Origin of the sequence: Caulobacter sp. Root343, assembly GCF_001425745.1 — a bacterium.
In the GTDB taxonomy this organism is placed as follows: Bacteria; Pseudomonadota; Alphaproteobacteria; order Caulobacterales; family Caulobacteraceae; genus Caulobacter.
On the sequence record NZ_LMDF01000001.1, the window covers coordinates 231,070 to 250,323 of the forward strand.

22 protein-coding genes and 1 pseudogene are annotated in these 19,254 nt (G+C 67.1%); 10 read left to right on the plus strand and 13 right to left on the minus strand.

Annotation, left to right across the window (positions count from 1 at the left end; genetic code table 11):
- Positions 1–17: 17 nt before the first annotated feature.
- Positions 18–1,337 carry a D-alanyl-D-alanine carboxypeptidase gene (locus tag ASC70_RS01175; RefSeq protein ID WP_056045622.1) on the minus strand — a complete coding sequence of 440 codons (1,320 nt, stop codon included), beginning with the start codon at positions 1,335–1,337 and terminating at the stop codon, positions 18–20.
- A gap of 301 nt (positions 1,338–1,638) precedes the next feature.
- Between ASC70_RS01175 and ASC70_RS01180 the strand changes: the two genes are divergently transcribed.
- The 4 genes from ASC70_RS01180 to ASC70_RS01195 all read left to right on the plus strand — a co-directional run bounded on the left by ASC70_RS01180 (position 1,639) and on the right by ASC70_RS01195 (position 4,628).
- A complete protein-coding gene (locus ASC70_RS01180; RefSeq protein WP_047412794.1) occupies positions 1,639–2,073 on the plus strand; it encodes a phasin family protein in 435 nt (144 codons plus the stop codon).
- Between the two features lie 151 nt (positions 2,074–2,224).
- On the plus strand, positions 2,225–2,686 hold the full coding sequence (locus tag ASC70_RS01185; RefSeq protein ID WP_047412797.1) for a RidA family protein: 462 nt from the start codon (positions 2,225–2,227) through the stop codon (positions 2,684–2,686).
- A complete protein-coding gene (locus ASC70_RS01190) occupies positions 2,686–3,459 on the plus strand; it encodes a glycerophosphodiester phosphodiesterase (RefSeq protein ID WP_047412800.1) in 774 nt (257 codons plus the stop codon). The genes ASC70_RS01185 and ASC70_RS01190 overlap by 1 nt, the downstream gene beginning before the upstream one ends.
- Positions 3,456–4,628 (plus strand): GNAT family N-acetyltransferase, encoded by a 1,173-nt coding sequence (locus ASC70_RS01195; protein WP_082539664.1) that lies wholly within the window; start codon positions 3,456–3,458, stop codon positions 4,626–4,628. The genes ASC70_RS01190 and ASC70_RS01195 overlap by 4 nt, the downstream gene beginning before the upstream one ends.
- Positions 4,629–4,751: 123 nt before the next feature.
- Here ASC70_RS01195 and ASC70_RS01200 read toward each other — a convergent pair whose 3' ends face one another.
- From ASC70_RS01200 to ASC70_RS01210, 3 genes are all read right to left on the minus strand, one after another.
- Positions 4,752–5,240, minus strand: coding sequence for a pyridoxamine 5'-phosphate oxidase family protein (locus ASC70_RS01200; protein ID WP_047412806.1), 489 nt, complete (start codon positions 5,238–5,240; stop codon positions 4,752–4,754).
- Between the two features lie 72 nt (positions 5,241–5,312).
- Positions 5,313–5,885 carry a DUF4287 domain-containing protein gene (locus ASC70_RS01205; RefSeq protein WP_056045628.1) on the minus strand — a complete coding sequence of 191 codons (573 nt, stop codon included), beginning with the start codon at positions 5,883–5,885 and terminating at the stop codon, positions 5,313–5,315.
- Entirely contained in the window at positions 5,882–6,958 is a 1,077-nt protein-coding gene (locus ASC70_RS01210) for an alpha/beta fold hydrolase (protein WP_056045631.1), read from the minus strand. The genes ASC70_RS01205 and ASC70_RS01210 overlap by 4 nt, the downstream gene beginning before the upstream one ends.
- Before the next feature lie 51 nt (positions 6,959–7,009).
- Here ASC70_RS01210 and ASC70_RS01215 point away from each other — a divergent pair, with 51 nt between their 5' ends.
- Both ASC70_RS01215 and ASC70_RS01220 read left to right on the plus strand, forming a co-directional pair.
- Positions 7,010–7,444 (plus strand): HIT family protein, encoded by a 435-nt coding sequence (locus ASC70_RS01215; protein ID WP_056045633.1) that lies wholly within the window; start codon positions 7,010–7,012, stop codon positions 7,442–7,444.
- 125 nt (positions 7,445–7,569) lie between these two features.
- Positions 7,570–8,016, plus strand: coding sequence for a BLUF domain-containing protein (locus tag ASC70_RS01220; RefSeq protein ID WP_056045636.1), 447 nt, complete (start codon positions 7,570–7,572; stop codon positions 8,014–8,016).
- On the opposite strand, the gene ASC70_RS01225 is transcribed toward ASC70_RS01220, so the two are convergent.
- The 8 genes and pseudogenes from ASC70_RS01225 to ASC70_RS01255 form a co-directional block, all read right to left on the minus strand.
- Positions 8,013–8,369, minus strand: a complete 357-nt coding sequence (locus tag ASC70_RS01225; RefSeq protein WP_056045639.1) for a hypothetical protein — start codon at positions 8,367–8,369, stop codon at positions 8,013–8,015. The two genes, ASC70_RS01220 and ASC70_RS01225, sit on opposite strands and share 4 nt — an antisense overlap.
- Positions 8,370–8,476: 107 nt before the next feature.
- Entirely contained in the window at positions 8,477–10,807 is a 2,331-nt protein-coding gene (clpA, locus tag ASC70_RS01230; RefSeq protein ID WP_056045640.1) for an ATP-dependent Clp protease ATP-binding subunit ClpA, read from the minus strand.
- A 10-nt stretch (positions 10,808–10,817) separates the two neighbouring features.
- On the minus strand, positions 10,818–11,147 hold the full coding sequence (gene clpS, locus ASC70_RS01235) for an ATP-dependent Clp protease adapter ClpS (protein WP_013079900.1): 330 nt from the start codon (positions 11,145–11,147) through the stop codon (positions 10,818–10,820).
- A 26-nt stretch (positions 11,148–11,173) separates the two neighbouring features.
- Positions 11,174–11,311: pseudogene (locus tag ASC70_RS24250) on the minus strand (hypothetical protein); the annotation flags it as partial.
- Positions 11,312–11,522: 211 nt separating this feature from the next.
- The gene (locus ASC70_RS01240) at positions 11,523–12,005 is read right to left on the minus strand and encodes a DUF3224 domain-containing protein (protein WP_082539666.1); all 483 of its coding nucleotides are present in this window, start codon (positions 12,003–12,005) and stop codon (positions 11,523–11,525) included.
- A 51-nt stretch (positions 12,006–12,056) separates the two neighbouring features.
- The gene (locus ASC70_RS01245; protein ID WP_056045642.1) at positions 12,057–13,313 is read right to left on the minus strand and encodes a DNA polymerase IV; all 1,257 of its coding nucleotides are present in this window, start codon (positions 13,311–13,313) and stop codon (positions 12,057–12,059) included.
- A gap of 10 nt (positions 13,314–13,323) precedes the next feature.
- Positions 13,324–14,214 (minus strand): ROK family protein, encoded by an 891-nt coding sequence (locus ASC70_RS01250; RefSeq protein ID WP_056045645.1) that lies wholly within the window; start codon positions 14,212–14,214, stop codon positions 13,324–13,326.
- A complete protein-coding gene (locus ASC70_RS01255) occupies positions 14,211–14,858 on the minus strand; it encodes a hypothetical protein (RefSeq protein WP_056045647.1) in 648 nt (215 codons plus the stop codon). Before ASC70_RS01255 ends, ASC70_RS01250 begins: the two co-directional genes overlap by 4 nt.
- A gap of 121 nt (positions 14,859–14,979) precedes the next feature.
- On the opposite strand from ASC70_RS01255, the gene divK reads away from it, so the two are divergent.
- The 4 genes from divK to ASC70_RS01275 all read left to right on the plus strand — a co-directional run bounded on the left by divK (position 14,980) and on the right by ASC70_RS01275 (position 18,816).
- Positions 14,980–15,360 (plus strand): cell-cycle response regulator DivK, encoded by a 381-nt coding sequence (divK, locus tag ASC70_RS01260; protein WP_047412827.1) that lies wholly within the window; start codon positions 14,980–14,982, stop codon positions 15,358–15,360.
- Positions 15,357–16,721: a PleD family two-component system response regulator gene (locus tag ASC70_RS01265; RefSeq protein ID WP_056045650.1), complete on the plus strand. Its 1,365-nt coding sequence runs from the start codon at positions 15,357–15,359 to the stop codon at positions 16,719–16,721. The genes divK and ASC70_RS01265 overlap by 4 nt, the downstream gene beginning before the upstream one ends.
- Positions 16,722–16,822: 101 nt before the next feature.
- Entirely contained in the window at positions 16,823–18,484 is a 1,662-nt protein-coding gene (locus tag ASC70_RS01270; protein WP_200939230.1) for an alkaline phosphatase family protein, read from the plus strand.
- A gap of 134 nt (positions 18,485–18,618) precedes the next feature.
- Positions 18,619–18,816: a hypothetical protein gene (locus tag ASC70_RS01275; protein ID WP_235519193.1), complete on the plus strand. Its 198-nt coding sequence runs from the start codon at positions 18,619–18,621 to the stop codon at positions 18,814–18,816.
- 192 nt (positions 18,817–19,008) lie between these two features.
- On the opposite strand, the gene rpmG is transcribed toward ASC70_RS01275, so the two are convergent.
- Positions 19,009–19,176 (minus strand): 50S ribosomal protein L33, encoded by a 168-nt coding sequence (gene rpmG, locus ASC70_RS01280; protein WP_010920317.1) that lies wholly within the window; start codon positions 19,174–19,176, stop codon positions 19,009–19,011.
- Positions 19,177–19,254 lie beyond the last annotated feature (78 nt).

A 19,254-nucleotide genomic window follows, 5' to 3' on the forward strand; every position in this document is an offset into this window, starting at 1 on the left:
GGAGGTCGGGGTTCTAGTTACCGCGGCGACAGCACCATGCACGGCACGCGCTTGGCCTTCAGGGCCGAGCAGGCGCCGCGGGCGGCGTCGGAGGTCATGCCTTGGAACTGGGCGCGGAACGTGCCGCCGGCGCCTTCGACCGCGGCCTCGGCGTCCGAAACCACCTTGGCGAAGCGACCGCGCACCAGCTTCAGCTGATCGTTGGCCAGCGACTTGGACTTGAACGCGCCGACCTGGACGCTCCATTCGCCCTTTGGCTTTTTGGCGGCGGTCTTGGCCGGCTTGGCCGATTCTTGCGCGGCGCGCAGGGTGGGGGAGACCTTCACCGGCGCCGGGGTGCGCGGATTCTCGGTCAGGACGATCCGCAGGCCGGCCTGGTCGCCGTCGCCCTGTTCGATCGAGGGACGTTCGATCGGGCCCGAAGGCTCTTCCTCGTAGATGTTGGCGGCGATGGTGGTGCGCTCGCCGCGCGACCGGCGCTTGATCACGTCGAAGCCGGTCAGCAGCAGGTCTTCCATGTTGTTGTCGCGCCAGGCGGTCGAGGGGCCGCCCAGGACCACGGCGATCAGGCGGCGACCGTCGCGCACGGCCGAGCCGGCGAGGTTGAAGCCCGAGGCGTTGGTGTAGCCGGTCTTGAGGCCGTCGAAGCCGTCCATGCTGTCCAGCAGGCGGTTGTGGCCCTTCACGTAATTGCCCCGGAAGTAGAAGCCCTTCACCGAGAAGTAGCTGTAGTACTGCGGGAAGTCGCGCATGGTGGCGCGCGAGAGAATGGCGAGGTCGCGGGCCGTCGAGATCTGGCGGCTGTCGGGCAGGCCCGAGGCGTTCACGAAGCGGCTGTTGCGCATGCCCAGTTCCTGGCCGCGCAGGGTCATCAGGGCGGCGAAGCGCGACTCACTACCCGCGAGTCGCTCGGCCATGGCGACGGCGACGTCATTGGCCGACTTCACGGTCATGGCCTTGATCGCCTCGTCGACGCTCAGGCTGTCGCCGGGCGAGATGCCGATCTTGGTCGGGGCCTGGGCGGCCGCGCGGGGCGACATGACGACTCGGTCGGTCAGCTTCAGGCGGCCTTCGCTCAGCGCCTCGAAGGTCAGGTACAGGGTCATGACCTTGGTGACCGAGGCAGGATAGCGGGGGCTATCGGCCCGCTTGTCGTAAAGGACTTCGCCCGAATTGGCGTCGATCACGATCGCCGCGTACTTGGGCTCGGAAGCGTTCAGCTGCAGATAGGGTATGGCCGCCGACGCGGTGGTCGGGGCGGCGGCGCCGAACAGGCACGACAGCGCCAGGCCGGCGGCGGCGAGCAGGGAACGGGCGAAGGTAAGCTTGGCGAACATCGAGCAGCGTCCGTCACTAGGAACTGAAGCGGTTTCGCACCGCCACACGCGTGAACCGTAACATGATGGAAGCGGCCTTTCGCTAAAGTAAACAACTGGTGAGCGATCTTGCCGCAGGCGCGAAAAAATCGAGCGCGTGGTTCCAATGCTGCAGCTTGGGCGCTGTCCCTGCGTCATGGTGCGCTGCACAATTTTGTTGACTGCTGCACTGCAACATGGCAAACCGACGTTGTTCCAAGCGCAATGGACGGTTGCAGCCGTTCCATCCGCCCCGCCTCCGACCCTCCCCAGGAGACTTCCCATGGCCGCCGCCGAAACCATCAAGACCTCTGTCGAACAATTCAGCACCGCCTCGAACCAAGCGTTCAAGGACGGCGTCGAGAAGTCGCTGGCCGCTCTGGCCGAAGCCAACACCCATTCGAAGAAGAACCTGGAAGCCGTGGTCGCTTCGGTGACCGCCGCCACCAAGGGCGCTGAAGCCCTGGGCGCCCAGACCTTCGCCTATTCGAAGAAGGCCGCCGAGGACCAAGTCGCCGCCGCCAAGTCGCTGGCCGCCGCCAAGAGCGTCCAGGAAGCCGTCGAGCTGCAGACCGCCTGGGCCAAGACCGCCCTGGAAGCCTACATCGCCCAGGTCAGCAAGGCCTCGGAGATCGTCTCGGCCTCGATCAAGGACTCGGTCAAGCCGCTGAACGAGCGCATGACCGCCGCCGTCGAGAAGTTCCAAGCCGCTCGCTAAGAGCCGCTTCGGGTTTTGGGAGCGTCCCGCCGACGCTCCCATACAAGCCCAGCCTAAAGGTCCGGACCGCGAGGTCCGGGCCTTTTTTCTTTTGCGCTCCAGCGGGGCGCGTTAAGCATGACCCCCACTGAAGTTCGGTTGGAGCGCGTGCATGTCGAAGGTCGAGGAACGCCTGAAGGCGATTGGTGTCGAGCTGCCCCAGCCGGTGGCGCCGGTGGCCAATTACGTGACCTTCGTTCGGACCGGCAACCTCGTGCACATCTCCGGCCAGATCTCCCTCGACGCCGATGGCGGGATCAAGGGCACGGTCGGGGTCGACGTCGATCTGGAGACCGCCCAGAAGGCCGCGCGGATCTGCGGGATCAACCTGCTGGCCCAGATGAAGGCCGCCTGCGACGGCGACCTCGATCGCGTGGTCCGCGTCGTCAAGCTGGGCGGTTTCGTCCAGGCCGGCCCGGACTTCATCGACATTCCCAAGGTCATCAACGGCTGCTCGGACCTGATGGTCGAGGCGCTGGGCGACAAGGGCCGCCACGCCCGCTCGGCGGTCGGCGTCTACAAGCTGCCCCTCGGCTTCGCGGTCGAGGTCGACGCGGTGGTGGAGATCGCCTGATGCGCCCGCGCGAACGCCCCTCGACCGATGTCTTCGGCGAGGCGTGGGAGCGCCTGTTCGACCCGCCGGTGGCTCACCGTGGTCTTTGGACCCCTGACGGCGCGCCGGAGAACTCCCTGGCCGCCTTCCAGGCCGCCTGCGCCGGCGGCTACGGCATCGAGTTGGACGTACAGCTGACCGCCGACGGCGAGGCTGTGGTCTTCCACGACGATCGCCTGGAGCGGATGACCGGGCTGGAAGGGCGCGTGCGCGACCACACCGCCGCCGACCTTGGGACAATGACCCTCAAGGACACCGAAGAGACCATCCCGACCCTGGCCGACACCCTGACCATGGTCGGTCACCGCGCCATGGTGTTCATCGAGCTGAAGACGCCGTTCGGCGACGTCGGCCCGCTGGAGAAGCGGGTCACCGAGGTGCTGGTCGACCACAACGGCCCGACCGCCGTGATCGGCTTCAACCCGTACTCCCACGCCTGGTTCGCCGATCATCACCCGCAGATCTTGCGCGGCCTGGACAGCTACACCTGGAACGACGAGAGCGCCCGCAAGCTTGCGCCCGAAATGCGCAAGTCGCTGGCGGCGCTGGAGCAGGTCGAGATCGCGCGGCCTGATTTCCTGGCCCTGGGCCTGGACATGTTGCCCAGCCCGCGCGCCGACCTATATCGCGCCAAGGGCATGCCGATCGTCGCCTGGACGATCCGGTCGCCCGACCAGTGGGAAGGCGTGCGCGACCATTGCGACAATCTGATCTTCGAGGGCTTCACGGCGTGAAGCCAAGTGGACCGGGGGTCCAGTCGGCGGTGCGCGTCCATCGCGCCATCGCCGAGATCGGCCAAGACGCCTGGGACGCCTGCGCCGGCCATACGGGCGATCCGTTCGTCGGCTATGATTTCCTGTCGATCCTGGAAGAGAGCGGCTGTGTCGGCTCTCGCACCGGCTGGGCGCCGCAGCACCTGTCGGTGCTGGACGAGGTCGGCGACGTGGCGGGCGTTATGCCGCTCTATCTGAAGTCCCACAGCCAAGGCGAATATGTCTTCGACCACGCGTGGGCCGACGCCTACGAGCGGGCCGGCGGGCGCTACTATCCGAAGCTGCAGTGCTCGTCGCCGTTCTCGCCGGTGACCGGCTCGCGGCTGATCCTGCGGCCGGACATCGACCCGGACGAGGGGCGCTCGGCGCTGCTGGGCGGGGCCCTGACCCTGTGCGAACGCATGGCCGCCTCGTCGCTGCACGTGACCTTTCCGCTCGAGGACGAGTGGCGCTGGATGGGCGAGCGCGGGATGCTGCCGCGCCAGGACCAGCAGTACCATTGGGAAAACCACGGCTACGCCACCTTCGACGACTTCCTGGCGGCCCTGTCGGCCAACCGCCGCAAGACCATCCGCCGCGAACGCCGCGACGCCCAGGCGGGGCTTGAGATCGTCGCGCTCACCGGCGACGAGCTGACCGAAGCCCACTGGGACGCCTTCTTCGCCTTCTACATGGATACGGGCAGCCGCAAGTGGGGGCGGCCCTACCTGAACCGGCGCTTCTTCTCGCTGCTGAATGAGCGGATGGCCGACAAGGTGCTGCTGATCCTGGCTCGTAGACCGGGCGGGCCGTGGATCGCCGGAGCGTTGAACCTCCTGGGCCGCGACTGCCTTTACGGCCGCCACTGGGGCTGCACCGAGGACGTGCCGTTCCTGCATTTCGAGCTCTGCTACTACCAGGCCATCGAGCACGCCATCCGGCTGGGCCTGCCGCGCGTCGAGGCCGGCGCCCAGGGCCAGCATAAGATCGCCCGCGGCTACCTGCCCAGCGCCGTCTACTCCGCCCACTGGATCGCCGACCCCGCCCTGCGCGAGCCGGTCGCCCGCTATCTCGAGCGCGAGCGCGAAGCGGTCGAGAGCGACATGGCGATGCTGGCGGAGGAATATTCGCCGTTCCGGGAGGAGCGGTAGGCCATAAAAACTGTCATCCCGGACAAGCGCGAAGCGCGCCGATCCGGGACCGCCGGAAACGCTGAGTTTGCCGCGGTCCCGGCTCTCCGCTGCGCTGCGGCCGGGATGACAGTTTTAAAAGGCTCAGTGCAGCCGCACCTCGCCCACCTTGTCCTTGTAGGTCTTCTTCGGATCGGCCCCGAGCATCATGCGCACCCCGGCGAACAGGCTGTTCTCGTTCAGCCAGATCTGGGCGTCGGCCGGTTCGAAGCGCAGCAGGCGCAGCTTGGGATCGTCCTTGCCTTCGTACCAGGCGGCGATGAACGGGTTCCAGAGGCGGTTGATGGTCTCGTAGTCGTTGTCGATCCGCAGATGGCCGTCGACCGCCGCGAACAGGTGGTGGCCCTTGTCGGCGAAATGGATGAAGGCGTCGCGGCCCTGGCCCTCGACCTGCCGCACCAGGTCGACGTCGACGGCGCTGAAGATCCAGATCGGGCCGGAATGGTCGCCCTCGATGACGGCGGTCATCGGCTGGGCGCGACCGCCGTCGACGTCGGGCAGGCCCAGCATCACGGTGCGGTCGGACTTGAGGGCCTTCCAGAACTTGGCGGCCAGATCAGCTTCCTTGGACATCGCGGTCTCCCTTGATTGGCGAAGACCCAACGGAGACCGAAGGCGCGCGTTCCTAGGGTGGAGCTTCGCCAGTCAAGACCGGTCCCAGGCTGCCTTCAGTAGCGTCCTGACCTCGTCGTCGATCTCGGCCGGGGAGGCCAGGGCCAGCTTGGCCTTCAGGCGTTCGGACCAGCTCTCGTTCTTCGGTTCGGACAGGCGCGGGGCGGCGTCGGGCGTCAGGGCCAGGCCCAGGGACACGCCGCCGCCCTTGACCGGCTTGGCGGCTGCGAACTGCACCTTGTTGGACCAGGCGGTGAAGGCCTTGCGCTGGCCGGTCACCAGGCCCGGGAAGTCGGCGACGGCGGCCTCGATCGCTTCCAGGATCGCGGTGGAGGCCGGATCGGTCCACAGGGTCTGGCGCAGGGTGTCGGCGTCGTCCCAGCCGCCGGCTTCAGGATAGGCGACGGCGAAGATGTGGGCGGCGCGGTTCTGGCCGACGCCGTATGTCGCCTTCAGCCATTCGGCGCGCGCCTTGGGCTTGGTTTCCTTGCACTCGGCGCGGACGATCTCGACCCACTGGTCGATGGTCTTGCCGGTGTCGCGCTCCAGGCTGGCCTGGACCGAGGCGAACCACTTCTGTTGGCGTTCGGTGAGACCTTGGCTCATGCGGGCGTTCCTTCGAAATGCCGGACCAAGGCGTCGATCAGACGATCGCGGCCGCGTTCGGGTCGGTCCAGGTGGACGAAATGGGTGGCGTCTGGGATCTCGACGGTCGTGATGTTGGCGCTGCGTTCGGCGTCGGCGGCGAAGGCCATCAGGTCGGCCGGGCGGCTCCAGAAGTCGTTCCCCGACCGCAGCAGCAGCACCGGCGCGGTGATCGAGCCGGCGTCGTAGAGCCGACGACCACAGGCTTGGTGGAAGCTGTCCTCCAGCGCCCCCAGCGGCGCGCGGAAGCGGGGCGGGGAGAGGGCGGCGGTCTTCGGATCGCTGGCCAGGGCCGCGGCGGCCAAGGCCTGGGCGACGGCCGGATCGCGCCAGGCGTCCTTGTCCGCAATCGGGATGTTCGTATTCCAGCGGTCCAGCAGCGAGGTCCCGGGATAGAGGGCATAGCCGCCGGTCGCCGGATCGAAGCGGCGCGGCTGGCCGGGTTGGGCGAAGGCCGAGCCAGGACCGAGCATCGGATGGACGTCCGACCCGCCGTAGAGCGCGTTCAGGGTGGCGAGGCCGGAGACCGCTTCGGGGCGCAGGGCGGCGTACCAGCCAGCCCACAGGCCGCCGGTGGCCCAGCCGAGCAGGCCGACTCGCGCGGCCTCGTTGCGCTTCGAGGCCAGCTTGACCACGGCGTCCAGGTCGCGGACTACCTCGTGGGCGCGCGTCAGGGGGCGACTTTGCTCCGGAGGCAGATCCATGGCGGCGGGGCGTTGGGAGCCGCCATAGCCGCGCGCGTCGGGCAGGTAGATGCGACGGTTCAAGCGCAGGGCCAGATCAGCGGCCAGGGAACCGCCGGGGACGGTCAGGTCGAATGAGGTGATCCCCGGCGCCCGGGCCCCATGGACCAGGATCAGCGGCGCCCCGCGCGGAGCCGGCGGCGCGACCTCGCGGACATGGATGCGTATCCCGTCGCCGGTGGTCGTGAAAAGCTCGGTCCGGGCCAAGCCGTCGGCGCGCGCGGTGCTCGCCATCAAGGCCGGCGCGGCGGCCAATACGGCGCGGCGGGACCATCCCGCTCTGGTCGACATTTGCGCGAGCCTCCCCGTTTGCTACGACCGGTGCGTCAGAAGGAGACGGTCATGAGCCTCGACGGACGCTACGACACGGGCAACATCTTCGCCAAGATCATCCGGGGCGAGATCCCCAGCGTGAAGGTGTTCGAGGACGATCGGGTCCTGGCCTTCATGGACGTCTTCCCGCAGTCGCGCGGACATGCCCTGGTGATCTCCAAGGTCAGCCAGGCGCGCAACCTGCTCGATGTCGAGCCCGAGGTGTTGGCCGAGCTGGCCGCCGCGACCCAGACGCTGACCCGCGCCGTGGTCGCGGCCCTGAAGCCGGACGGCGTGGTCGTCACCCAGTTCAACGGCGCGCCGGCCGGCCAGACGATCTTCCACCTGCATTTCCACGTGATCCCCCGCTTCGAAGGCGAGGCTCTGGGGCGACACGGCGAGGGCGGCATGGCCGACGTAGAGGACTTGAAGGCGCTGGCGGCGAAGATTTCGGCGGCGCTGTAGGCTCTGGTTTCGATGGATGATGAGCGCGCGAGATTAAACCCGCATCGCGAAATCCCGGGCTAGGGGACGGGTCTGTTCCGGGCTAGCGTTGGCCGCACGGCAATCGCACCGCGCCCGAGGACCGCATGCTTGAACTCGAGAAAGGCCGCGAAGGCTTGCGCCGCCTGATCTATGCCAGCCGTTTCTCCGGCCCTGGCGATCCGGACGAGACCTTGCGAACCGTCGTCGCCGCTTCGATTCAGAACAACCGGCTGGTCGACGTGACGGGCTTTCTGCTGGCTGGCGAGGGGCGCTTCTTGCAGTGGCTGGAGGGGCCGGCGGCCAGCGTCCGCGAGACCTTCGAGCAGATCTCCAGGGACACCCGCCATACCGACCTCACGATCATCGGCGATGACCCGGCCGAGCGTCGCTGGTTCCGCGATTGGAACATGGGGCAACACCGCCTGGGGGCGCAGGACCAGGCCTTGCTTTCCGAGGTGGGGCTGGAGCGCTTCGAACCCGCCGGCCTGGACGCCGATCGCGCCGAACGCCTGCTGACCCGCGTCGGCGAACGCCACCTGAGGGGCGGTTAGGGGACGAGCTTGATCAGGGCGGTTGAAATGGTCATCAAGACCGCGACGCCGCTGAGGATCGCCCAGCCCTGCAGCCGGATCTTTTCGCTGAGGTCAGCGCGGAGGCGGCTTTCCATCAAGGCCATGTCGGCACGCACCAAGGCGACCTCGCTCTTGAGCTCAGCCTTGGTTGCGCCGAGCTCGACCTTGGACGCCAAGTCACTAAGGTCAGTTTTGGTCGCCAATCCGCTGGTATCCGGAAGCATGGTTGTCTGCTGCACCAGTTCGACGATCGCTTCGGCCATGGGTTGGTCCATGCCGGCTTCGCGAAGCCGTCTTGAAGCGCCAAGGGTGTCGAAGCTGATAGCGGTCATGAGCACACGCTAATCGTTTGTTCCCGTTTCGTCCACAATTTTCGCGTGCGCCAAAACGAAAAGGGCCCGGATCGCTCCGGGCCCTTCGTTAGATCTTTTGATCCAGCCTATTCGGCCATCGCCGGTTCGGCTTCGTCGGCCTTGCCGGCCTTCGGATCGGCGTTGCTGTCGATCGAGAACTCGATCTTGCCGTTCTCCAGCACCACCTTGACGTGGCCGCCGCGCACCAGACGTCCGAACAGGATGTCGTCGGCCAGGGGCTTCTTGATGTGCTCCTGGATGACCCGGGCCAGCGGACGGGCGCCGTAGAGCTCGTCGAAGCCGTTCTTGGCCAGCCAGTCGGCCGCGTCGTCGCTGAGTTCGATCGTGATGTTGCGGTCGGCCAGTTGGGCCTCCAGCTGCATCACGAACTTCTGCACGACCTGGCGGATGATTTCCGGCGTCAGCGGCTTGAAGGCCACGACGGCGTCCAGGCGGTTGCGGAACTCCGGCGTGAACAGGCGCTTGAGGGCGGCCTCTTCCTCGCCTTCGATCTTCGAGCGGCCGAAGCCGATCGAGTTGCGCTGGGCGTCCGAGGCCCCCGCATTGGTGGTCATGATCAGGACCACGTTGCGGAAGTCGACCTTCTTGCCGTTGCTGTCGGTCAGGGTGCCGTTGTCCATCACCTGCAGCAGGATGTTGTAGACATCCCCGTGGGCCTTCTCGATTTCGTCGAGCAGGACGACGGCGTGCGGGTGCTGGTCGACCGCATCAGTCAGCTGACCGCCCTGGTCGAAGCCGACATAGCCGGGAGGGGCGCCGATCAGGCGGCTCACGGTATGGCGCTCCATATATTCCGACATGTCGAAGCGCAGCATCTCGATGCCCAGGGTTTGGGCCAGCTGCTTGGCGGCTTCGGTCTTGCCGACGCCGGTCGGGCCGCTGAACAGGTACGAGCCGATCGGCTTGTTCGGTTCACGCAGGCCGGCGCGAGCCAGCTTCATGGCGGCCGACAGCTGCCCCAGGGCCTCTTCCTGGCCGAACACCGCGCGCTTCAGGTCGGTCTCGAGTTCCTTGAGGGCCTCGGTGTCCGACTTGCTGACCGACTTCGGCGGGATGCGGGCGATCTTGGCGACGACCGTCTCGATCTCCTTGACGCCGATGGTCTTCTTGCGGCGGCTTTCCGGCAGCAGCATCTGGCTGGCGCCCGCCTCGTCGATCACGTCGATCGCCTTGTCGGGCAGCTTGCGGTCGGTGATGTACTTGGCCGACAGCTCGACCGCGACCTTCAGGGCCTCGGCCGTGTACTTCAGCTTGTGGAAGTCCTCGTAATAGGTCTTCAGGCCCTTGAGGATCTTGATGGTGTCTTCCACCGTCGGCTCGTTCACGTCGATCTTCTGGAAGCGACGGACCAGGGCCCGATCCTTCTCGAAGTGCTGGCGGAACTCCTTGTAGGTGGTCGAGCCCATGCAGCGCAGGGTGCCCGAGGCCAGGGCCGGCTTCAGCAGGTTGGAGGCGTCCATCGCCCCGCCGCTGGTCGCGCCGGCGCCGATCACCGTATGGATCTCGTCGATGAACAGCACCGCGTTGGGGTGGCTCTCCAGTTCCTTGACCACCTGCTTGACGCGTTCCTCGAAGTCGCCGCGATAGCGGGTGCCGGCCAGCAACGCGCCCATGTCGAGCGAGTAGATGGTGGCGCCCTCCAGGACCTCGGGGACCTGGTGCGTGACGATCTTGCGGGCCAGGCCCTCGGCGATGGCGGTCTTGCCGACGCCGGGATCCCCCACGAGCAGCGGGTTGTTCTTGGTGCGGCGGCACAGGATCTGGATCGCGCGTTCCACTTCGTTCGCGCGCCCGATCAGCGGGTCGACCTTGCCCTGGCGGGCCTTCTCGTTGAGGTCGACGCAGTAGGCCTCGAGGGCCTCGCCGCCGGTCTTGGTGTTGGGCTTCTCGCCGTCTTCCTCGGTGGCGTTCGAGCCGGCGCTGGCGCCCTTGACGCTCTTGGCTTCCGAGGCGCCGGCCTTCTTGGCGATGCCGTGGGCGATGAAGTTCACCGCATCGTACCGCGTCATGTCCTGCTCCTGCAGGAAGTAGGCGGCGTGGCTTTCGCGTTCGGAGAAGATGGCGACCAGCACGTTGGCGCCGGTCACTTCTTCTCGGCCCGACGACTGGACGTGGATCACCGCGCGCTGGATCACGCGCTGGAAGCCAGCGGTCGGCTTGGCGTCCTCGTCGTCGTCGACGACCAGCGAGGCCAGCTCGACGTCGAGATAGTTGGCGAGGCTCTTCTTCAGCGCGGTGAGATCGACGTCGCACGCGCGCATAACTCCGGCGGCGTCCTCGTCGTCGGTCAGGGAAAGCAGGAGATGCTCCAGCGTCGCGTACTCGTGCTTACGCTGGTTCGCGTAAGCGACGGCGCGATGCAGGGACTCTTCCAGGGGGCGCGAAAAAGAGGGCAATGTGGGCTCCTCAGTCCTTTTCCATGGTGCACTGCAGGGGGTGCTGATGGCGTCGCGCCGAGTCGATGACTTGGGCGACCTTGGTTTCTGCGACTTCGTAAGTGTAGACACCGCACACCCCCACGCCGTTCTGATGGACGTGGAGCATGATACGCGTAGCGTCTTCACGCGACTTGTTGAAGAACCGTTCGAGAACGTAGACGACGAATTCCATCGGAGTGTAGTCGTCGTTGAGAATCAGAACTCGATAAAGCGAAGGCTTCTGCGTCTTCGGCTTCACTTCCGTGACGACCGACGACCCAGCGCCGTTGCTTTGTCCGCCTTGCTTCCGCTCGGCCATCGACTTGTTCTCTCCTGGCGAGCAAATCACCCGCCTACTTGAATTAGATATGGAAACGCGCCGGCATTGGAAGAGGCCGATGCGCCGCTGCGCCGCTTTAACACAGGGGCGCCTCGGAAATCGGCTTCACGTTTGGGAGAGCGAAGACCGCGCGCGAACGGTTCCCAGAGTCTGACCGGCCGAAAACCATTGACGGTTTCGGTGTCTGCCAAGCTCTGATGTCTAGAGGTTGGGACCCGGGCGCTCCCGCTGACGGGGCGACTGGGTCGGGACGAGAAGCCCAAATGGTAACCGTCCTGACGCCGCGCAAGAGGGGCGGTCGCGTCTCGCGAAGGGGACCGTTTCGGCGACCTCCGGGGAAGGCGGGGCCGGCGCCTAGTCGGGCAAGACGTAGTCCAGCGCGTACTGGTGCTTGCCCTCGACCACGGTGATGACCAGTCGGCCGGTGATGCCTTTCAAGGCGCCCGAGCCGGAATCCGGCACGATGTCGATGACCATGCTGACGTCCTTGCCCTGCATCGCGCCGCGATGGACGAGGGCGAAACTCCCCGCCTTGCCATCGAGCGTCCCGACCACCCGTTCGGTGGCGACATAGGCCGCCGAGCCCGGAACCTCGGTGCCGACCGTCAGCATCTCGCCCTTGCCCGTGGCGTCCAGGGCGCCGTGATAGGTCTTGTCCAGGGCGAAGCGGCCCAGGGTCGAGCCCTCGGCCTTGTCCTGCTCGACCGGCTTGGTGCTGACGTCGAAGGAGCCCTTGGCGTGGCGCATGGCGGTCTGCTCGGCGATGGGGGAGGCGGAGGAAGCGGTCGCCAGCGCGGCCGCCACGACGGCGGGGATGATGATACGCAGCGCGGGCATGGCGGACGGTTCCCTCGAACGTCGCAATGAGAACATAATGAGAACTTTTGGTCAACGTCCCTTCAGCGCGCGCCCGCTGACCACGGCCGCCGCGCCGAACTTGCCGCGAAGGGCGTCGATGGCCGTCTCATTCTTGAGGGTGCGGCGCTCGTCGTCGGCGAACATGTCCGAGCCCGCTGTCTCGGCGTCGACGAACTCGGTCAGGCCGGCGCCGATCAGGCGATAGGAGAGGCCCTTGGGCTCGGCGGCCAGCAGCTCTCGGGCTACCTGGAACAGGGTGCGGGCGGTCTGGGTCGGCACGGCCAGGGTGCGGCGGCGGGTGTGGATCTTGAAGTCGGGGGTGCGCAGCTTCAGGGTCGCCACCCGGCCGGCGACGCCTTCCTTGCGGGCCTGCTTGGCGACCTTTTCGCAGAGCGGCCAGAGCTCGTCCTCCAGCGCGTCGCGCTTGTACAGGTCGTCGTTGAAGGTGGTCTCGGCGCTGATCGTCTTGCGGGATTGGTCCGGGTCGACCAGGCGGCTGTCCTGGCCGTGGGCCAGGCGGTGCAGGCGCAGGCCGCCCGAGCCCAGGCGGTTGGCCAGTAGCTTGAGGTCGGCGGCGGCGATGTCGCCGACGGTGCGCAGGCCGATCTCGGCCAGCGACGACACCGTGGCCGGACCCACGCCCGGCAGGATGCTTACGGGCTTGTTGGAGAGGAAGGTCTGGGCCTCGACCCGTCCGATCGCCGAGAAGCCGCGCGGCTTGTCCAGTTCCGAGGCGATCTTGGCCAGGAACTTGTTGGGGGCCAGGCCGATCGAGACGGTCAGGCCGATGTCGCGTTCGATCTCGGCCTGCAGGCGGGCCAGCATCTGAGCCGGCGTCGCGCCATGCAGGCGCTCGGTGCCGGTCAGGTCGATCCAGGCCTCGTCCAGCGACAGCGGCTGGATCAGCGGCGTCAGCTTGTCGAGCTTCTCATGGATGCGCCGGCTCTCTTCCTTGTACTTGGCGAAGTTCGGCTTGATGACCACGGCGTCGGGGCACAGCTTCAGCGCCTTGTACATCGGCATGGCCGAGCGGGGGCCGCTCATCCGGGCGATGTAGCAGGCGGTGGTCACCACCCCGCGCTTGCCGCCGCCGACGATGACCGGCTTGTCGCGCAGGGACGGATCGTCGCGCTTCTCGACCGAGGCGTAGAAGGCGTCGCAGTCCAGGTGGGCGATCGACAGCGTCCCCAGCTCTTCATGAAAGAGCGTGCGCGGCGAATGGCAGGACGGACAGCGCGGAGCCTTGGCCTCGCCCGTCCATCCGCAGTCGCGGCACAGGGACTTCATGGGATCGCTCTTAGCCTTCGGGCGGCCACAGCCAGACCGCGCCGCGCACGCCGGAGCTGTCGCCGTGGACCGCCTTCTTCACCGGCGTCTCGAACATGTCGGAGAACACGTGCGGGGCGATGGCGGCGGGCAGGCGGTCGTACAGGGCCTCGACGTTGGACATGCCGCCGCCCAGCACGATGACGTCGGGGTCGATTAGGTCGCAGACCACGGCCAGCGATCGGCTCAGGCGGTCGACATAGCGATCCAGGGCCGCCAGGGCCGCGGGATCTCCGGCGGCGACCGCCTGCATCGTGGCGTGGCCGTCCGGATAGCCGGCGTCGCGCGAGAAGCTCGGGCCGGCGATCCAGGTCTCCAGGCAGCCCTTGCGGCCGCACCAGCAGTCGGGACCGGGATACTCTTCGGGCTTGGGCCAGGGCAGGGAGAAGTGGCCCCACTCGCCGGCGACGCCGTTGCGGCCCTCGACGATCTGGCCGTCCACGACCACCCCGCCGCCGCAGCCGGTGCCCAGGATGGCGGCGAAGACCACGCGCTCGCCGGCGCCAGCGCCGTCGGCGGCTTCCGACAAGGCCAGGCAGTTGGCGTCGTTGGCCAGGCGCACGGGGCGGACCAGGCGCTTTTCCAGGTCCTCGCCGAAGCGCTGGCCGTTCAGATAGACGCTGTTGGCCCCGCGGATCAGGCCGCTCCGGGGCGAGATCGAGCCGGGCAGGCCCACGCCCAGCCGCGCACACGTCGCGCCGGCCATGGCCTCGGCGTCGGCCACCAGGCCGGCCACCACCTCCAGCGCCGCCTCGTAGCTGCCCGGGTTGGGCTTGCGCACCCGCGCGACGAACTCGCCCGCCGCGTTGAGGGCCGCCGCCTCGATCTTGGTGCCGCCGAAGTCGATGCCGAACCGGATCATATGAACAGGCGCTCCTCTATGGCGGCCTTGAGGACGGGCCACTCGTCTATGCGGACGTGACGGTCCGGGGCGCTGGGCGCGAACGGGCGCAGGCGCTCGTCGCTGACCATCTGGAACCGGCCGACACGCGGAGCTTTCTCCGCCACCGATTCGAGCTGCGGCAAAAGGTCATCGATGAACACGGCCGGACCGGAGGTGCGGGCCGCCAGCGCCGCCGCCGGTGGGCCCTTGGGACCGCTGTTGATGATCAGCGGATAGTCGAAGCCGTGGGTTTTCAACCATTTGATCCGCGCCAGCCGCCCGTGCTCGGGCGCGTTGGTCAGGATCACGACCTCGGCGCGCGTCGAAAGATCGGCCAGGGCCTCGGCCGCGCCGATCGCCGGAACCAGGTCGTCGGCCCCGTCGCGGAAGAAATCGTCGAACAGGGCCTTGCCCGCGATCAGATCGAGGTGTTCCGTCTCCCCAGGCCGATAAATGTTCTGGAACAAGGCGAAACGATCGACCCGCAGCTCGAAGCCATGGCGTTCTATGAAGGCGCCGAAGCCGCGCATGAACTGGGCCAGCACCTCGTCGACATCGACGATGACCAGCGGCGCGGCGGGCGAAATGGCGCAGGCCTGAAGGTCGGAGTAACGCGGTTCCATGATCTCGGATCGTTGGGTCTTAACGCGATTAGCGCGGGCTTAAGGATATTCGTGTCATCAGGTTCTGGAAGACGGCGCGAATCCCTAGGCGTCGCCACGTGACCGTTTGGTCGGGGTAAGGATGACGAAGAAGGTCCTCATCGTGGAGGATAACGAGCTGAACATGAAGCTCTTTCATGATCTGCTCGAAGCCCAGGGTTACGAGACCCTGCAGACCCGTGAGGGTCTGTCTGCGCTGTCCATTGCCCGTGACAACAAGCCCGATCTGATTCTGATGGACATCCAGTTGCCCGAGATCTCGGGCCTGGAAGTCACCAAGTGGCTCAAGGAAGATGACGAGCTGGCGCACATCCCGGTCGTGGCCGTGACGGCCTTCGCCATGAAGGGCGACGAGGAGCGGATTCGCGAGGGCGGCTGCGAGGCCTACATCTCCAAGCCGATCTCGGTGGTCCACTTCCTGGAGACCATCAAGCGCCTGCTGGACAAGGTCCCCGCCGCATGAGCGCCCGGATCCTGGTCGTCGACGACATCGAGGCCAATGTCCGCCTGCTCGAGGCCAAGCTGTCGGCCGAGTACTACGAGGTCTCGACCGCCATGGACGGCCCGACGGCCCTGGCTATGGCCGCGCGCGACCTGCCCGACATCATCCTGCTGGACGTCATGATGCCCGGCATGGACGGCTTCACCGTCTGCCGGAAACTCAAGGAAGACCCGACCACCCGCCACATCCCGGTGGTGCTGATCACGGCCCTCGACGGGCGCGGCGATCGTATCCAGGGCCTGGAATCGGGCGCCTCGGACTTTCTGACCAAGCCGATCGACGACGTCATGCTGTTCGCCCGCGTGCGCAGCCTGACCCGCTTCAAGCTGGTGATCGACGAGCTGCGCCAACGCGAGGCCTCGGGCCGTCGCATCGGCGTGATCGCCGGCGCCGCCGCCCGCCTGGACGGTCTGGGCGGCCGGGTGCTGATCGTCGACGACAACGAACGGCAGGCCCAGCGTCTCGCCGCCGAGCTGGGCGTCGAGCACCGCCCGGTGATCGAGAGCGATCCCGAAAAGGCCAAGATCAGCGCCGGCGGTCCGGTCGACCTGGTCATCGTCAACGCCGTGGCCAAGAGCTTCGACGGCCTGCGCTTCACCGCCTCGCTGCGGTCGGAAGAGCGCACCCGCCAGCTGCCGGTCCTGGCCATGGTCGATCCCGACGACCGCGGCCGCATGGTCAAGGCGCTGGAAATCGGCGTGAACGACATCCTGCCGCGTCCGATCGACCCGCAGGAGCTGGCCGCTCGGGTGAAGACCCAGATCCAGCGCAAGCGCTACACCGACTATCTGCGCAACAACCTTGATCACTCGCTGGAGCTGGCCGTCACCGATCAGCTCACCGGCCTGCACAACCGCCGCTACATGACCGGCCAGCTCGACTCGCTGGTCAAGCGCGCCGGCCTGGGCGGCGACCCGGTCTCGGCCCTGCTGATCGACATCGACCACTTCAAGAAGATCAACGACACCTTCGGCCACGACGTGGGCGACGAGGTGCTGCGCGAGTTCGCCCTGCGCCTGGCCTCCAACGTCCGGGCCATCGACCTGCCTTGCCGCTACGGCGGCGAGGAGTTCGTGGTGATCATGCCCGACACCGCCCTGGCCGACGCCCTGCGTATCGCCGAACGGATCCGCAACCACGTCGCCGGCTCGCCCTTCAAGGTGGCCCAGGGGCAGGAAATGCTGACCGTGACCATCTCGATCGGCGTCTCGGCCACGGCCGGCGAGAGCGACAGCCCCGAAGCCCTGCTGAAGCGGGCCGACGAGGGCGTCTACCAGGCCAAGGCCTCGGGCCGTAACGCGGTGGTCGGCAAGGCCGCCTGAAATTGAGGCCTCGAGCGGCTTCAAGCTCTACATTTCAGCGCTGAAACCGTTCCTTCCTTGCACGGACGAACCGTTCGGGTGAAATCGCTCGGATGAAGAAGATGCTTACTTGCGGCGTCCTCGCCGCCGCCCTTTCGACCGGTCTTGCCGCTCAGGCGTCCACCATCGCGACCAAGCCCGAGCCGAAGCTGGTCGTGGTGATCTCGGTCGACCAGTTCAGCGCCAATCTCTACGCCCAGTATCGCGGCGCGTTCGTCGGCGGCCTGGCGACCTTGAGCCAGGGCGTGGTCTATCCGAACGGCTACCAGTCGCACGCCTTCACCGAGACCTGCCCGGGTCACTCGACCTTGCTGACGGGCAAGCATCCCAACAAGACGGGCATCAGCGCCAACGACTGGTACGACCGCGCCACGGGCAAGACGGTCTACTGCCTGGCCGATCCTACCGTGACCCTGGCCGACGATCCGAAGGGCAGGGCGGTCAGCCCGGTGAACATGGTCGCCACGACCTATGGCGACTGGCTGAAGGCCGTCTCGCCCAACAGCCGGGTGTTCGGCGTCTCGGGCAAGGATCGTGGCGCGATCACCATGTCGGGCCATCAGGCTGACGGGCAGTTCTGGTACCAGCCCGGCTTCGGCTTCACGACCTTCGTGCGCGAGGGCCAGACGGCGGAGGGGCGCCTCAAGCCCGTCGCCGCGTTCAACGCCAAGCTGGCGGCCGACCTGAAGAAGCATCCGTTCACCTGGGACTACGACAAGGCCTCGGCCAAGCGCTGCAAGACGCTGGAGGCCGACTACGAGACCGGCGGTCGCAAATGGCGCTCGGCCCTGCCGATCCCGGCCGCCGCCGACGAGGCCGGCAAGCAGCGCGACCTCTATGCCAGCCCCTATACCGACCAGGCGACCCTGGAGCTGGCCCAGGCCCTGCGCGAGACCTACGGCCTGGGCGACGGGCCGCAGGTCGACGTGCTGACCGTCAGCCTGTCGGCCACCGACTTCATCGGTCACCGCTACGGCACGCGCGGTCCGGAGATGTGCGATCAGATCGCCCGTCTCGACGACCGTCTGGGCGCGTTCCTGAACAGCCTGGACAAGGTCAAGGGCGGCGTCCTGGTGGTGCTGGCCGCCGACCACGGCGCCGCCGACTTCGCCGAGCGCCTGCACGACGAGGGCTACGGGACCGAGCGTGTGCTCGGCAAGCCGTGGATCGCCAAGCTGAACGCCCAGCTGCGCGCCGACCTGGGCCTGTCCTGGGATCCGCTGATCGCCGACGGCGGCGTCGACCAGATCTACGTCGTCGGTCCCGACCGCAAGACGCCGTCGCTCGCCGACCGGGCCCGCGTCACCGCCGCGGCCGTCGCCTTGATCAACAAGGACCCGGCGGTGGCCGAGGCCTTCGATTCCAACGTCCTGCTGACCATGGCGGCCGCGCCCGCCGACGCCTCGCCCGAGGAACTGTCGGTGGCCGAGCGCCTGCGTCGCAGCGTCTATCCCGGCCGGGTCGGCGACATCGTCGTGGCGTTCAAGCCCAACCGCGTGCCGGCCACGGCAGGGGCGACCTACGTCTCCACCCATGGCAGCCCCTGGGACTATGACCGCCGCGTGCCGATCCTGTTCTGGTGGAAGGGCGCGACCCCGCACGAGCGCGTCCTGCCGCTGGACACGGTCGACATCGCCCCGACCCTGGCCGCCGTCACCGGCGTCACGCCGCCGGCCGATCTGGACGGCGTCTGCCGCCCCCTGGTCTACGGCCAGCATTGCTAACAACAGTTAGGGCGCCTTCTTAAGCTTCTCGACACTTCTCCCGAGCATCCTCCTGCATACATCCTATGCGGGAGGGCGTGGCGATGAGATCAAGAGTGGGCGTTAAGCAGCGGTCGTTTCCAACCGGCTTGTTCATGCTGGGGCTTTTGACCTGCGGAATCTTGTTCTGGATGGGCGGCCTGGCCGCCGACCAGCTGTCCGGCGGACTGTCCATCGTCGCGATCCTGGCGGCCTTCGTCGCCGTGTGCGTCGGGCCGGTCCTGCTGGTGATCACCGTGCTATGGGGCGGCTTCGCCTTCTTCCGCTGGCTGTGGAGCGGCGGACGGGAGTGATCTCCTCCCCCGCGATGCGGGGGAGGTGGCCCGGAGGGCCGGAGGGGGCCAACGCGGCCTAATTCCAGCTAGCCCCCACAGTCGCTCCGCGACAGCTCCCCCGCGAGCGGGGGAGCAGCTTTGACCCTCGGAATCAAAAACGCCCGGCTATCGCTAGCCGGGCGTCTTGATGTCGTAGCGCGAAAAGCGATCCTACTTGATCTTGCCTTCGCGGAATTCGACGTGCTTGCGGATGACCGGATCGTACTTCTTCAGCACCATCTTCTCGGTCTTGGTGCGGGCGTTCTTCTTGGTGACGTAGAAGAAGCCGGTGTCCGCCGTCGAGTTCAGGCGGATCTTGATGGAAGCCGGTTTGGCCATGGTCGAATCCCTGCGGTGGTCGCGCAGGTTCCCGCGCGTTGGAAATGAGAGGCGCGGAACATACTCATCGGCGGCTCA

Bases quoted from the DNA above. Each gene is read 5' to 3' on its own strand.
- ASC70_RS01210 (WP_056045631.1), bottom strand. From the start codon at position 6,958: ATGTCGACCAGAGCGGGATGGTCCCGCCGCGCCGTATTGGCCGCCGCG.
- ASC70_RS01175 (WP_056045622.1), bottom strand. From the start codon at position 1,337: ATGTTCGCCAAGCTTACCTTCGCCCGTTCCCTGCTCGCCGCCGCCGGC.
- ASC70_RS01215 (WP_056045633.1), top strand. From the start codon at position 7,010: ATGAGCCTCGACGGACGCTACGACACGGGCAACATCTTCGCCAAGATC.
- ASC70_RS01240 (WP_082539666.1), bottom strand. From the start codon at position 12,005: ATGCCCGCGCTGCGTATCATCATCCCCGCCGTCGTGGCGGCCGCGCTG.
- ASC70_RS01245 (WP_056045642.1), bottom strand. From the start codon at position 13,313: ATGAAGTCCCTGTGCCGCGACTGCGGATGGACGGGCGAGGCCAAGGCT.
- ASC70_RS01275 (WP_235519193.1), top strand. From the start codon at position 18,619: ATGCTGGGGCTTTTGACCTGCGGAATCTTGTTCTGGATGGGCGGCCTG.
- ASC70_RS01220 (WP_056045636.1), top strand. From the start codon at position 7,570: ATGCTTGAACTCGAGAAAGGCCGCGAAGGCTTGCGCCGCCTGATCTAT.
- ASC70_RS01180 (WP_047412794.1), top strand. From the start codon at position 1,639: ATGGCCGCCGCCGAAACCATCAAGACCTCTGTCGAACAATTCAGCACC.
- ASC70_RS01265 (WP_056045650.1), top strand. From the start codon at position 15,357: ATGAGCGCCCGGATCCTGGTCGTCGACGACATCGAGGCCAATGTCCGC.
- ASC70_RS01200 (WP_047412806.1), bottom strand. From the start codon at position 5,240: ATGTCCAAGGAAGCTGATCTGGCCGCCAAGTTCTGGAAGGCCCTCAAG.
- ASC70_RS01250 (WP_056045645.1), bottom strand. From the start codon at position 14,214: ATGATCCGGTTCGGCATCGACTTCGGCGGCACCAAGATCGAGGCGGCG.
- ASC70_RS01255 (WP_056045647.1), bottom strand. From the start codon at position 14,858: ATGGAACCGCGTTACTCCGACCTTCAGGCCTGCGCCATTTCGCCCGCC.
- ASC70_RS01190 (WP_047412800.1), top strand. From the start codon at position 2,686: ATGCGCCCGCGCGAACGCCCCTCGACCGATGTCTTCGGCGAGGCGTGG.
- rpmG (WP_010920317.1), bottom strand. From the start codon at position 19,176: ATGGCCAAACCGGCTTCCATCAAGATCCGCCTGAACTCGACGGCGGAC.
- ASC70_RS01205 (WP_056045628.1), bottom strand. From the start codon at position 5,885: ATGAGCCAAGGTCTCACCGAACGCCAACAGAAGTGGTTCGCCTCGGTC.
- divK (WP_047412827.1), top strand. From the start codon at position 14,980: ATGACGAAGAAGGTCCTCATCGTGGAGGATAACGAGCTGAACATGAAG.
- ASC70_RS01270 (WP_200939230.1), top strand. From the start codon at position 16,823: ATGCTTACTTGCGGCGTCCTCGCCGCCGCCCTTTCGACCGGTCTTGCC.
- clpS (WP_013079900.1), bottom strand. From the start codon at position 11,147: ATGGCCGAGCGGAAGCAAGGCGGACAAAGCAACGGCGCTGGGTCGTCG.
- ASC70_RS01225 (WP_056045639.1), bottom strand. From the start codon at position 8,369: ATGACCGCTATCAGCTTCGACACCCTTGGCGCTTCAAGACGGCTTCGC.
- ASC70_RS01185 (WP_047412797.1), top strand. From the start codon at position 2,225: ATGTCGAAGGTCGAGGAACGCCTGAAGGCGATTGGTGTCGAGCTGCCC.